The organism is Bacillus sp. V5-8f (assembly GCF_002863565.1).
Lineage (GTDB): Bacteria > Bacillota > Bacilli > Bacillales > DSM-1321 > Peribacillus.
The window spans coordinates 175,443-188,666 of sequence record NZ_PGUW01000001.1; the positions used below are offsets into that span (position 1 = coordinate 175,443).

Genomic DNA, 13,224 nt, shown 5'->3' on the forward strand with positions numbered 1-13,224 from the left:
TCCCTGTTCATAAACCCTTACCGAACCATTCTAATTTTTTTCTAAAATGAAGTATAATAAAAAGATATAGATATTGGGGGTCAGTCCCCCACTGGATTAACGCGTTACCATGCTGGGGGACTGACCCCAGATGTGAAGGTCTCCCACGTTTCCAATATGGGTAAAATATTAAAGTCACCCGGTTTACCGGTTTTTTTAGGAGGTTCCAAGTATGAGTACGGATTTGATGTTGTTTACCGACCAGCTCGAGGATTTATTAAATCCAAAAGTCCCGGAGGATCTTGCCGTTGTTCAAAAAGGGCTGGTTCTGTACCGCCAGGAGCTTGTGTCCGATAAAAAAGAAACAGATGATTTTATATCCGCGAAGGTTCAGGATGTCGTTCCCGTCGAGGTCAAACTGGATAAGCACGAAGCTTCCTTAAGCATCTGCAGCTGCGGTTCTAAGTCCTTTTGCCGCCACCGGATGGCCGTATTCTTTTTCGCCTTTTCCGAACTTGGGAGTGTTAGCGAATGGGTTCTTCGCTTTCGGGGACGCAACATTGCTGCTAATTCGAAAAATCCTTTACCAATCCAGAGGGCCAGCGACATTTTGAAAACACAGACGAATGCCGCCCTAGAAAAAAACTACCAGGGCTGGAAGGAGTTTTTCACTTCCACGTTCAGGGAGGACATTGAAAGCAACCTTCAGCTCCCAGCTTACCTTCTGGATGATAAAATCCGGACGTATCTGCAAAAAATAAGGTCAAAAACGCCAATGGAGCGGGAATGGAAAAACCTTTATTCCTTTGTAGCCGACTTCATAACTTTATTGCTCGCTGTGGAACTCATTCAAAATAATATAGAAAAAACACAAGTGATACGCGCTTTCTATTCACTTGCGGACGATATGGCCGAGGATTTGCATGTATCCGTACAGCATGTAAGCCGACAGGCACGACCGTTTGCTTTTGATCCTTTTTTTGAAGGAATCCGGGATGATGTGGCAGGCCTACTCGATGGCAGGGAAGCATTAGAATATGAAAAAACAGATGTGTACCGTTCCATTTGGAGCTTTCTTTTGACTAATTCCTCCTGGAGGAAGGCAGAGCTGGAAAGAGTTCAGGAAAAACTCGCCGAGGGGTCGCTTCACCAGATTGAAGAAACGTCCTACAGGATTGCAGCCATTCATTTAAGCATGCTTTCCGGACACGACGAAAAGGCCGCCGCCCTCCTAAATAAGCTGGATCAAAACGCCTGCCCTTACCTTTACTATTGGCTAAAAAGGCTGTCTGATCTTGAGTCGGACCATCGTGCTGCCCCTTTCATTGAATTTCTTAATATGAATATCCGCAGCTTCTTAAAAGAATTGTCTGATTATTACAAGGCCACAGATTTTGTGAGAACCTTCTCTGGTCCGGTGAGCACCTACTGCTACAAGATGAAACGAATGGATGTACTTGAGAAATTTTACCGGGAATGCCTGCCATACAGCTACTGGAATTATGCCAATTTCCTTTTTGAGCAGGAACAGTATAAAAAATGGGTGGAAATGCACATCTATTCAGATATAAGCATCGATGTCATCGGTACCGAAAATCTAAAAAAAGTGGCTGCCCATGACCCGGCTCTTGTGCTGCCGCTATACTATCATGCCGTCCAGTATACAATCAGCCAAAAAAATCGGTCTGCTTACAAACAGGCGGTACGCTATTTGAAACGGATGAGGACGTTATACAAGAAATTGAAAGAAGAAGAAACATTCCAGGAATATTTGGAGTATATAAAAGAATCGACTAAACGGTTGCGCGCTTTCCAAGAAGAATTGCAAAGGGGTAAGCTGATCCATGATTAATAAAGGATATCTTAAGGTCTACACCACTGCACTCGAAGATGGAACCTATGCCATTGCAGTGTCAGATGAACAAAATCGCTATTTACATCCACAATCTGTCCACAAACAGCTTTTTACCTGGGATAAGGCTAGCTACTATGGGACACGGCTTGATATCGACACGGTCGATGGCGTTCCCATGTTCATTCTCGATGCCTGGGGCCTGCTAAACCTGTTTGCCACAGAAGGCTTTAATTCCTTTATCGAATGGGATTGGTCTGAGCTGTCCTCCCTTTGTTTATCGGCGGCACCTGTCCTTTATGAAACAATCATCGACGGCATGCCCGTACCCGATTTTGAAAGCCTGCAACAAGGGAAAGTAGCCTGGAGAATTCCCAGCGAAGTTGAGGATGAATTTTCCCCTTCTTTTTGGGATGAGCGCATTGAGCAGACCAGTCCCATACAAGAAGAAGAACAAATTCAGGTTAGGGAATTTATCAACAGCTGGTACAATAATGCAGCCAGCGTGTTCCTTGAAACCTATTCACCCATGAAGGAGAAGTGGCAACGCGCTCTTGGAGCATTAAAAGAGACTCGCCTTTCCCCAGACGAGCTTCAAGCGTTTTTCGACCGCGACAGCTGGCTTGCATGGCTGGGGGTATCAGAAGATGCTAAGCCGTTTACGATTGGGCTTAAGCTTCAGGAGCCATTTAACGGGGAAGGTCCTTGGAAACTTAATGTGATCCTTCGTTCCAAAAAGGATGAAAGTGAAGTAGTGAGCCTTCCTGATAAAAAGCTGCCGCGCGGTTGGAAAAAATTTAGCGGTGAAATCGATGAAATGGTCCAGAGATGGCTAACGGTAGTTCCATGGCTTGAAGAAAACAATTCCTTTAAACAAGAACTTTCAGAATTTGAGGCATGGGAATTTTTAACCGAAGCTAGTGAAAAGCTGATGTTTCTAGGGGCAGAAATCCTGTTACCGTCGTGGTGGTTAGCCCTAAGGGAGTCGTCTCTGAAAATCAAAGCCCGGGTAAAGAGCCAGTCGACCCGCGGCCCTTCCTTTGTCGGCATGCAGGCATTGATGGATTTTGACTGGCGCTTCTCCCTCAATGGCGAGGATTTATCCGAAGCGGAGTTTCAACAGCTCGTGGAGGATAAAAGGAGACTTGTATACATTCGCGGCCAATGGGTCAAGCTGGATCCATCCTTAATCAAACAAATTCAAGAACTGATGGAAGAAGCCAATAAAAAGGGGCTGCAGCTGAACGATCTGCTTCATCAGGAATTCCTTTCCGAAGTTGACGAAGATGATGAAGATGAAGGCGCTGAAATGCTGAAAATCCAATTTGAACTGAACCGGGATTTGCGAAAGATGATAGGCAGGCTCCGGGAAACAAGGAATATTCCTATTCTGGAAACGCCGGAAGCCCTGCATGGGGAATTACGCCCCTATCAGTCATTAGGAATGAGCTGGCTTTCATTCTTGCGTGAAAACGGGTTTGGCGCCTGCTTGGCAGATGATATGGGTCTAGGGAAAACCGTTCAGATTATTGCTTATCTATTGCATATAAAAGAGGAGCAGGAGCTTGATGGCGGTGAAATTGGCTTTGCTGAAAACCAGAACGCCCAGGAAGCCCACACGGTTATTGTTGAAGAGGAAGAGGACGGTTCTGACCAGCTTCCTAACGAGGAAGATACGGGTGAAGAATCCATTGCCGGCGGATACCTTGCCCATCCATTTGTGCCAGCCTCCCTCATTGTTTGTCCGACTTCCGTGCTTGGGAACTGGCAGCGGGAGCTTGAGCGCTTTGCACCGGATCTGAAGGTTCATCTCCATTACGGGTCAAGCCGGGCTAAAGGGGAAACATTTATAAGGAAAGCCTCGGGGTGCGATGTTGTGCTAACTTCATACGGTTTGACGCACCAGGATTTTGATGATCTGGCTTCCGTAAGATGGAACAGCATCATTCTAGATGAAGCGCAGAATATCAAAAATGCCCAGACCAAACAGTCGCGTGCCGTCAGAAAGCTGAAGGGCCGGCATCACGTAGCCCTTTCCGGCACACCGATGGAAAATCGTTTAAGTGAGTTGTGGGCCATTTTTGACTTTATCAATAAAGGGTATCTTGGAACGCTCGGGCAATTCCAGGAGAAATACGTTGCGAGTATTGAACGGGAAGAACAAAAAGGCAAAATAAAGGAATTACAAAGTTTAATACAGCCGTTCCTGCTTAGAAGGACGAAGCGTGACAAGGAAGTGGCGCTGAATTTGCCGGATAAACAGGAACAAAAGGAATTTGTCCCGTTAACCTCCGAACAAGCTTCCCTTTACGAACAGCTCATCCAGGATACCTTTGCCGATATTGAACAGTTATCTGCATTTGAACGCAAAGGCATCATCTTGCAGATGCTTGGAAAGTTAAAACAGCTTTGCAATCATCCGGCCCTCTACCTTAAAGAGGAAGTACCGGATATCATGGACGCACCGAAACGTTCTGGCAAGCTTGAGAAGCTTGCAGAACTCGTTGATGCCGTCCAGGAGCAGGATGAAAGCTGTCTTATATTCACCCAGTATATCGGGATGGGAAATATGATGAAGGAGTTGCTTGAAAAACGGTATGGATTTGTAGTTCCATTCTTGAATGGCAGCTCTGGTAAAAAGCAACGTGATGATATGATAGAAGGCTTCCAGAACGGAGAATTTCCGATTTTCATTCTATCACTGAAGGCAGGCGGAACAGGGCTTAATTTAACAGCAGCAAACCATGTCATCCACTTTGACCGCTGGTGGAACCCTGCAGTCGAAAACCAGGCAACTGACCGAGCTTACCGGATCGGGCAAAAACGTTTTGTCCATGTCCATAAGCTGATCTGCACCGGCACGCTTGAAGAAAAAATCGATGCTATGCTTGACAAAAAGCAAGCCCTAAACGACGAAATCATCTCAAGCGACAACTGGATTACCGAACTTTCCACCAACGAAATCAAGGAACTCGTCGCCCTTCATTAATGGGGTCAGACCCCCAGTACGGTGACGCTTTAAAGCACGAGGGGTCTGACCCCCTACACGGTGATAAGTTAAAGCGGCGGGAGTTAGTCCCCCGCTGCAGTTGTGCGGTAAAGCGGCGGGGGATTGACCGCCGCCTTTGTTTTTTTCCGTAATACGGTTAAAAATGATAGGTTATTACCTTTTATAATTCCAAAGTTTTGTAGTATATCCAGCAGGATGTAGTCTTTCTTGGCGGTTTGACCGTCTTCCTTTTGGATGATGAGTTTGTCCTGTTCTAAAGTAAAGTGGACTGTAATTGTCTCCATGCTGCATGGGGTACTGACTGTAAAGCTGATGTCTTTAACCAGGGTATATTCACGATAGTGCATTTTATTTGATGTACGGTTCTGTCTGGCTGGATCTGGGGTGTACTGCAGAATATCATAGAATGAGATAGGTGCCAGGCTTGTGGGTTGGGCGCCTTTTTGTAAAGCGCTTACAATTATGAATGGTTCTTGCCTCGTTGTCTCCCTCCCATTCATACATAACAAGATAAATTCTTTCATGTTACCTCCTTAAGCAAAATGGATGCCATTTCCGTTTTATATTCATTTTACAAAATTTCTGTCTTTTTATGTAACTGAATTTTTTGTGTCTTTCTCAATTTTGCCAGCATTTTGTCATATCTTGTTTTCTTCATTTCCATAGTAAAAATTTTTAAAAATTGAGGTTATCTTGCTTTCTTGCAGTAATTCCTAAAGCAGTGAACATTTTATCAATAAATTTTGTTCTAAATTAGAACATTATATTATGTTCATTTTTGTTTCATATCATTATTTTTCCCGTGTGTAGTTGTACGTTTAAGTAAATGTGAAAAAACGGGGAATCAGTGATGGAATTGGGCAATAAATTAAGGAATCTAAGGAAGGAGAAAGAGTGGACGCAGGAATATATCGGCGCTAAATTAAACATCAGCCGGGCGACCATCAGTAAGTTTGAAAACGGGCACCAGATTCCCAATATCGAAGTGCTTATCCGCTATGCCGAACTGTTCGATATCGATTCAGATTATTTGATTTCAGAACTCACCGGTCCTGTCCAGAGCAAAGAGAAAAGATCCTCCTATCTAGTAAATAGCAAAGATCACGACTCACTTTTGTTGCAGGACTTATTAAAAAATAACCCACGGCTAAAAAAACTTCTTCTTGAAATAGACATGCTCCCTCCAAAAAAACAGCAGCAAATCAATGAAATGCTGGAAACCTTTATCCGGGGGATAAAAAAGAAATAGATTACGATATTTAAATAAAGTAAATGAAAAAGCAGCTCCGAAACAACGGAAGCTGCATTTTTGTTTATCTTGTACCTCTACATGCTTTTATAAGCCACAGATAGAGCACTTAAATACAAATTAGACAAAAAGTATTTACAAAAGAACCGCGCCAATCTTTTTGCATGGCACGGTCATCAACGATCGTTCGTAAAGGTATGGTTATACCGTCTACCTATCTAGTTTTTCATTCGTGGATCAAGCGCATCCCGCAGTCCATCTCCCATGAGGTTGAAACCAAGCACCGTAAGCATAATGGCGAGACCTGGGAATAGAACGGTCCATGGCGCCTCGATAATAAATTCACGAGAGTCTGCCAGCATTTTGCCCCATTCAGCTGTAGGTGGTTGTGCACCCATCCCTAGGAATCCGAGCGCGGCGCACTCAATAATCGCTGTGGCAATCGCGAGCGTCCCCTGGACAATGATTGGCGCCAGGCTGTTCGGCAGGATATGATGGAGCAATATCCTTGAATCCTTCATGCCTATCGCCTTTGCTGCTGTAATATATTCTTCCTCTTTCACACTTAGTACCCTTGATCGAAGCAGCCGCCCAAAGGTAGGCACGTTAATAATTGCAATTGCAATAAGAGCGTTTCTGAGTGACGGCCCTAAAGCTGCGACTACCGCTATGGCCAGTAAAATGCTTGGGAATGCGAGAATGATATCAAATATTCTCGAAATTACTGTATCCACCCATTTTCCGTAATAACCAGCAACAATGCCAAGTAATGAGCCCACAATGACAGAGCCTGCAACAGAGAGAAAACCAACCCAGATTGAAATCCTTGCTCCATAAATGATACGAGTAAGAATATCACGCCCGAATTCATCCGTTCCAAACCAATGTTCTCCTGAAGGCGGTAGATGTTTATCCGACAGTGTTACCTTATCATATTCGTACGGAGCGATTAGTGGTGCGCATATAGCAAGCAGGATAAAGAATAAAACAAGCACTAAACCAACGATTGCCAGCTTATTCTTTTTAAAGCTTTTCCACGCCTCTTTCCATGGGGAAACAGCTTTTTCCTCTGTTGCTTGTACCTGTCCAGGCAGTAATGGAGGTGTGTTATTTGCAATTTCAGTCAACTTTTTCCCCTCCTACTTATACTTAATTCTCGGATCGATAGCTGCATAGAGCAAGTCGACGACAAGATTAATCAGAACAAAGATTGTAGCAATAACAAGAATGCCGGATTGAATCACCGGATAATCCCGGTATCCAATTGCTTCATAAATATATGTCCCAATTCCCGGCCATCCAAAAATCGTTTCTGTCAAGATCGCACCGCCAAGTAAAAGTCCCGTTTGAAGTCCAATAACCGTTACAACCGGGATAAGTGCATTTTTAAGAGAATGCTTGTACACAACCCAAAACATTTTCATTCCTTTTGCACGGGCTGTACGAATAAAGTCAGAACGCATAATCTCAAGCATTGACGAGCGCGTCATCCGCGCAATGATGGCCATCGGAATCGTACCAAGAGCAAATCCAGGCAGTATTAAATGCCTCAAGACTTCTATGAATTGATCGATTCTACCCGCCATTAGAGTATCAATTAGATAGAGACCAGTAATCGCCTCAACCGGATCCCGGATATTATCCCGTCCAGTCGTCGGCAGCAAGTCCCACTGTATGGCTACAACGTATTGTTCCATCAGACCCAGCCAGAAGACCGGCATGGAAACTCCAATCAAGGCAAGAATCATGGCAATATAATCAAACCACGAATTTTGGAACCAGGCAGAGATAATCCCTGCATTTACACCGATTATTACCGCAAACAGCATCGCGACAAACGCCAGTTCAATCGTAGCAGAAAGATATGGCCAAATCTCTTCTGAAATTGGAGTTCCTGTTCTTAGTGAAACTCCAAGATCCCCTTTAAATATACCACCCAAATATGCAAAAAACTGTGTATACCAGGGCTTGTCCAAACCAAGCTCAGCCGTAAGCGCGGCAATGGCTTCCTTCGTTGCCTGCTGCCCTAAAATAAGCTGTGCTGGATTCCCCGGAATTGCCCGGATCATCATGAATACGATGAATGTCATTCCAAGCAAAACAGGAATGAGTCCCCCTAGCCTGCGTAACGTATATGAAAACATAGTGTCACCCACTTCCTATGCTATTAATCTCTTGTTCTTTTCACTAGAACATTCAGCGGCTTACAGACCTTTTTAAACGCGAACACCAAAGGCGTTGATGAAGCCCAAAGAATAGGCGTTGCCACATTACTTAGCACACTTACTTAGCCTGTGTTCCCGCGTTGCACACTAAACTTCCCTCTGCCAAAAAACAGGGAAGTATGTAAAAAATCCATACTCCCCTGTTTGTACTTTAATTAGTTTAAAGTTGTTTCCGCGAAGGACTGTGTACCTTTTGGATGCGGAACGAACCCTTTAATTTTGCTAGAACCGGCTAATTGCGGTTTAGAGTGTACAAGCGGAACCCATGGTGCGTCTTCGTGAATGATCTGCTGCGCTTTTTTGTATAGTTCATTGCGTTTTGCTTCATCGGAAGTCGTTTGTGCTTCAATTAGTAGCGTATGGACTTCTTCATTGTTGTAACGTGAATAGTTGTTGGAACCGATTGAATCTTTATCAAGCAATGTGTAAAGGAAGTTATCGGCATCTCCATTATCTCCAGTCCATCCTAGCATGTACATAGGTGCTTCCCCGGCCTGGACTTTTTCTAGGTATGGACCCCATTCATGGGTAACGATTTTTGCTTCAATGCCAACCTCTTTAAAGCTTGCCTGAAGTGCTTCAGCCACTTTTTGTCCGTTCGGCATGTAAGGACGCGGAACAGGCATAGCCCACAGTTCCATCTCAAATCCATTTTCGTATCCGGCTTTTTTCAGCAATTCTTTTGCTTTTTCCACATTGTACTCATATTCCGGAGTGCTGTCATCGTATCCGCCAATGGATGGAGGCATTGGGTTTTTCGCAGGTTCTGCTGTGCCTTCATAGAAATTGCTGATGATTTCTTCCTTGTTTACCAAGTGGTTGATCGCCTGGCGCACTTCTTTCTTATCAAATGGTGCTTTTTCTACGTTAAAGCCAACATAGCCAACGTTCATGGAAGGACGTTCAAATAGCTGTAGGTCGCCGTTTTCCTTCACCTTGCCCATATCGCTTGGGTTCAAACCGTCCATAAGGTCGATTTCACCCTTGATTACTGCATTCAAACGTGCAGAGTTATCCTTGATAACCTTGAATGTAACACCATCAAGCTTTGGAAGTTCCTTGTTCCAATAGTCCTCATTCTTTACAACTTCGATTGTATCTCCTGCTTTCCAGGATTTGAACTTAAACGGACCGGTACCGACAGGGTTCTTCCCGAAATCCTTAGAATCAAACTTTGAAGGGCTTGCAATGGCAAACGGGCTCATCGCAAGGTTCTTTAGGAAAGGTGCCTGCGGACGCGCCAATGTAAATTCAACTGTTTTGGCGTCAACAGCCTTTACCTCTTTGATAATATGTCCTTCGTCTCCTTCAAACCCGCCAAACATGGAAGCATAATAAGCAAATTTTGCTTCATCCTTGCTCCTTGCCCAACGCTGGAAGTTCTTTACTACAGCGTCTGCATTGAAATCTTCACCATCATGGAATTTAACACCTTCACGTAAATGGAATGTATATTTTAATCCATCAGGAGAAATATCCCACTTTTCTGCAAGGGCTGGTACAATTTCAGTGCTGTCTTTTTCAAAGTCTACAAGTGTTTCAAAAATTTGCTCTGTAACAATGAAAGACTCACCATCCGTTACGATTGCCGGATCAAGCGATACCGCATCTCCGCCTTTACCATAAATAAGTACTCCTCCACCATCTTTGCCGCCATTGCCGCTGCTTCCTTTTTCGGAAGAGCCCGAACAACCGGCTAAAAACAGAGAAAGAACAAGTACACTGCTTAATAACAGCCATAATGACTTCTTCATGTTTTATGACCTCCAATATTTTGTTTAAAATTATGCCTATTTATTTGTACGCCCTATCACTCATAAAGATGACAGGCTACGTAGTGGCCTTGTTCCATTTCTTTCAGTTGCGGCTTCACCGCTGCACAAGTATCCATTGCCTTCGGGCACCTTGTGTGAAAAGGGCAGCCTTTTGGCGGATTTGATGGGCTTGGCACATCACCTTGCAAAATGATCCTTTCCTGACGATGTTCTACATCAGGTATCGGCACCGCCGATAAAAGAGCCTGTGTATACGGATGCATTGGATTTTCGTAGAGCTGTTCACTGTCGGAAAGCTCGACGATATTTCCAAGGTACATTACGCCAACACGGTCGCTTATATGGCGCACAACGCCAAGGTCATGAGCGATGAACAGATAGGTAAGCCCGTACTCTTTTTGCAGGTCCTGCATAAGGTTTAACACCTGCGATTGGATTGATACGTCCAGTGCAGAAACCGGTTCATCAGCAATAATCAGCTTCGGATTCACAGCAAGGGCCCGGGCGATGCCGATCCGCTGGCGCTGACCGCCGCTGAATTGGTGAGGGTATCGCTTAGCGTGCCAGCTGCTTAAGCCGACCACTTCAAGAAGTTCCTTTACCCGTTTTTTACGTTCTGCCTTGTTTTTGACGCCATGGACGATCAAAGGCTCCTCAAGGATTTTTTCAATCGTATGGCGCGGATTGAGCGAAGCGAACGGGTCCTGGAACACCATTTGCATCTCGCGGCGCATCTTTCTCATTTCATCGTTTGAGAGCGATGTTATATCTTTTCCTTCGAAGTGAATTTTACCGTCGCTTGGCTCCAAAAGCCTTAGCAGCATTCGCCCCGTCGTTGATTTACCACAGCCGCTCTCACCGACAAGCCCTAATGTTTCCCCTTTATTGATAAAGAATGAAACACCATCCACGGCTTTAACCGATCCGACCGTTTTTCCGAGCAGGCCGCCTTTTATCGGAAAATGTTTTTTCAAATTTTCTACCTTGACCAATGGCTCTGTCATGCTTGTTTTCTCCTTTCCGGATCTTCATAGAGCCAGCATCTTACCTGCTGTCCATGATCGAAGGTGGAAAGGCCAGGGGTTTCGCTTAAACAGCGGTCCATAGCATGGGCACAGCGCGGGGCGAACTGGCAGCCAATTTGGAGTGATCCAGGCTTTGGCACGTTGCCCGGTATAGAGTATAAGCGTTCAACCTTTTTTCTCATGTCCGGTACGGATTGAATCAGGCCGATTGTATACGGATGCTTTGGGTTTTGGAAAATGGTTTTCACATCGCCTTCCTCCACCACTTTGCCCGCATACATGACAAGAACCCGCTCGCACATTTCTGCCACGACGCCAAGATCGTGCGTAATCATCATGATAGCGGTATCAGTCTCTTTATTTAGCTTCTTCATAAGCTCAAGGATTTGAGCCTGTATGGTTACATCCAGTGCCGTAGTCGGCTCGTCCGCAATCAACAGCTTCGGCTCGCAGATCATGGCCATCGCGATCATCACCCGCTGGCGCATTCCTCCCGAGAGCTGGTGCGGGTACTCCTTCACCAATTCCTCTGCCCGTGGTAGCCCCACAAGCTTCAGCATTTCCACAGCCCTTGCCATTGCGGTTTTTTTGTTCCATTTTCGATGGATTCTTAAGGATTCAATCAGCTGCTCTCCAATTGTAAAAACTGGATTCAAGCTTGTCATCGGTTCTTGAAAAATCATAGCTATGTCATTTCCGCGAATCTGCCGCATTCTAGCTTCAGTCGCATTCACAAGGTTTTCACCTTTAAAAAGGATTTCTCCTTGTACTTTGCCTGTTGCAGTGGGTATAAGCCCCATGATCGATAGTGATGTAACACTCTTCCCGCATCCTGACTCCCCTACGATTCCCAAAACTTCACCGGGTTTAATATGAAAGTCGATATGATTTACGACCGGTATTTGGCCGCCATCTGTCAGGAAGCTTGTCTCTAATCCCTTCACATCAATAATTGGACTGCTCATGGACCACACTCCTTTCTTGCTGGTAACTTTCTCTATAGGCCAACTTAGATTATGCCATTTTCATCATATATTTACAACATAATTTCTGAAAATTATATGAATAGAGAATCTTTTTTAAAGGGAGAACAGTCATAAAAAAAAGACCGCCGTGGGCAGCCAAAAGAGGAAATAGAGGTTAATAACACTCTTCTCTGTTTATTGCGGAGGTTGTTGCGGGGAATATATAACGGGGTGCTTATTATTTTAAAGAGGCGTGTTTATATTTGGCTAAGCTAGCATGATGCAGATATGAATAGGTTGAAAATAATTTTGTTGTTTAGAGTATCGGATGACCCTGCGCCCTTCCAGCAATAATGCATGTTTTTTGCCTTCGCTGGTCCATCCGCTTTTCCAGGCTGGCCATCCTTTTGAGGAGTGAGTCATTGTTTTTTTTGAGGTACTTGTATTGTGATTCCAGGCGGGCAAGAATAATCTCCAACTCAGCAAGCTGATTCTCTCCATTTGCCGTTTTCGCATTCGTTTTTGCTATAAAACCAATAAGGTCACCGATTAACTCTTCCATCCTATCTATTTGCTTATATGATGTAGTACGATGTGCAGAAGAAATTGTAGTTCCATAATGGTCCCTTCCCAACTGGCAGATACAAGTGCAAATTTTTAAGGTCTCTTCATCTCTCATACGACGGCTCCTTACATTGCGATTATCATTATGATCTCATCATTTCTGGATTTCTTACATCCGCTTGCCTGAAACTGGATTGTTTCGGTCCAACAAATCTTACACCTTCAGCGACTACTTCTGTAACATATACCTTTTTGCCTTCATGATTATCATAGCTGCGTGTTTGGATCCTGCCTGTAATCCCGATAATCGACCCTTTCCGGCAAAATTGGACAGTATTTTCGGCCGTCTTCTTCCATAACGTGCATTGGACGAAATCCGCATCGTAGCCTCCATCCTGGTTTCGGAAATTCCTGTTTACCGCCAGCGTAATATTCGATACAGCCTTCCCTTCCGGAGTATACCTTAGATCCGGATCTTTCACGAGCCTTCCCACTAGTGTTACTTGATTGATCAAAAAACCAACCCCTTTCTAACGTGTGACCTCATCATAATGGATTCATGCGCATTAGGTAAAATCGT

At 44.5% G+C, this 13,224-nt stretch carries 11 protein-coding genes; 3 read left to right on the forward strand and 8 right to left on the reverse strand.

Features of this window, described 5'->3' with window-relative positions:
* Positions 1 to 211: 211 nt before the first annotated feature.
* Positions 212 to 1,831, forward strand: coding sequence for a hypothetical protein (locus tag CUU64_RS00705; RefSeq protein WP_101631357.1), 1,620 nt, complete (start codon positions 212 to 214; stop codon positions 1,829 to 1,831).
* Positions 1,824 to 4,820, forward strand: a complete 2,997-nt coding sequence (locus CUU64_RS00710; protein ID WP_101631358.1) for a DEAD/DEAH box helicase — start codon at positions 1,824 to 1,826, stop codon at positions 4,818 to 4,820. Before CUU64_RS00705 ends, CUU64_RS00710 begins: the two co-directional genes overlap by 8 nt.
* A gap of 83 nt (positions 4,821 to 4,903) precedes the next feature.
* Here the strand turns inward: CUU64_RS00710 and CUU64_RS00715 are convergent, their stop codons facing one another.
* Positions 4,904 to 5,365: a hypothetical protein gene (locus CUU64_RS00715; RefSeq protein WP_101631359.1), complete on the reverse strand. Its 462-nt coding sequence runs from the start codon at positions 5,363 to 5,365 to the stop codon at positions 4,904 to 4,906.
* Between the two features lie 326 nt (positions 5,366 to 5,691).
* Between CUU64_RS00715 and CUU64_RS00720 the strand changes: the two genes are divergently transcribed.
* A complete protein-coding gene (locus CUU64_RS00720) occupies positions 5,692 to 6,090 on the forward strand; it encodes a helix-turn-helix domain-containing protein (RefSeq protein ID WP_101631360.1) in 399 nt (132 codons plus the stop codon).
* A 218-nt stretch (positions 6,091 to 6,308) separates the two neighbouring features.
* On the opposite strand, the gene CUU64_RS00725 is transcribed toward CUU64_RS00720, so the two are convergent.
* From CUU64_RS00725 to ssb, 7 genes are all read right to left on the reverse strand, one after another.
* On the reverse strand, positions 6,309 to 7,208 hold the full coding sequence (locus CUU64_RS00725; RefSeq protein WP_101631561.1) for an ABC transporter permease: 900 nt from the start codon (positions 7,206 to 7,208) through the stop codon (positions 6,309 to 6,311).
* Positions 7,209 to 7,229: 21 nt separating this feature from the next.
* Positions 7,230 to 8,234, reverse strand: coding sequence for an ABC transporter permease (locus CUU64_RS00730; RefSeq protein WP_101631361.1), 1,005 nt, complete (start codon positions 8,232 to 8,234; stop codon positions 7,230 to 7,232).
* Between the two features lie 236 nt (positions 8,235 to 8,470).
* Complete coding sequence (locus CUU64_RS00735; RefSeq protein WP_101631362.1) at positions 8,471 to 10,069, reverse strand: ABC transporter substrate-binding protein; 1,599 nt, start codon at positions 10,067 to 10,069, stop codon at positions 8,471 to 8,473.
* 56 nt (positions 10,070 to 10,125) lie between these two features.
* Complete coding sequence (locus CUU64_RS00740) at positions 10,126 to 11,094, reverse strand: ABC transporter ATP-binding protein (RefSeq protein WP_101631363.1); 969 nt, start codon at positions 11,092 to 11,094, stop codon at positions 10,126 to 10,128.
* Positions 11,091 to 12,080, reverse strand: coding sequence for an ABC transporter ATP-binding protein (locus tag CUU64_RS00745; RefSeq protein WP_101631364.1), 990 nt, complete (start codon positions 12,078 to 12,080; stop codon positions 11,091 to 11,093). Before CUU64_RS00745 ends, CUU64_RS00740 begins: the two co-directional genes overlap by 4 nt.
* A gap of 316 nt (positions 12,081 to 12,396) precedes the next feature.
* Positions 12,397 to 12,759: a hypothetical protein gene (locus CUU64_RS00750; RefSeq protein ID WP_101631365.1), complete on the reverse strand. Its 363-nt coding sequence runs from the start codon at positions 12,757 to 12,759 to the stop codon at positions 12,397 to 12,399.
* Positions 12,760 to 12,787: 28 nt separating this feature from the next.
* The gene (gene ssb, locus CUU64_RS00755; protein ID WP_101631366.1) at positions 12,788 to 13,159 is read right to left on the reverse strand and encodes a single-stranded DNA-binding protein; all 372 of its coding nucleotides are present in this window, start codon (positions 13,157 to 13,159) and stop codon (positions 12,788 to 12,790) included.
* Positions 13,160 to 13,224: the final 65 nt, after the last annotated feature.

Excerpts from the sequence above, each read along its gene's own strand:
- CUU64_RS00705 (WP_101631357.1), top strand. The coding sequence starts at position 212 with ATGAGTACGGATTTGATGTTGTTTACCGACCAGCTCGAGGATTTATTA.
- CUU64_RS00745 (WP_101631364.1), bottom strand. The coding sequence starts at position 12,080 with ATGAGCAGTCCAATTATTGATGTGAAGGGATTAGAGACAAGCTTCCTG.
- CUU64_RS00715 (WP_101631359.1), bottom strand. The coding sequence starts at position 5,365 with ATGAAAGAATTTATCTTGTTATGTATGAATGGGAGGGAGACAACGAGG.
- CUU64_RS00710 (WP_101631358.1), top strand. The coding sequence starts at position 1,824 with ATGATTAATAAAGGATATCTTAAGGTCTACACCACTGCACTCGAAGAT.
- CUU64_RS00730 (WP_101631361.1), bottom strand. The coding sequence starts at position 8,234 with ATGTTTTCATATACGTTACGCAGGCTAGGGGGACTCATTCCTGTTTTG.
- CUU64_RS00720 (WP_101631360.1), top strand. The coding sequence starts at position 5,692 with ATGGAATTGGGCAATAAATTAAGGAATCTAAGGAAGGAGAAAGAGTGG.
- CUU64_RS00735 (WP_101631362.1), bottom strand. The coding sequence starts at position 10,069 with ATGAAGAAGTCATTATGGCTGTTATTAAGCAGTGTACTTGTTCTTTCT.
- CUU64_RS00740 (WP_101631363.1), bottom strand. The coding sequence starts at position 11,094 with ATGACAGAGCCATTGGTCAAGGTAGAAAATTTGAAAAAACATTTTCCG.
- CUU64_RS00750 (WP_101631365.1), bottom strand. The coding sequence starts at position 12,759 with ATGAGAGATGAAGAGACCTTAAAAATTTGCACTTGTATCTGCCAGTTG.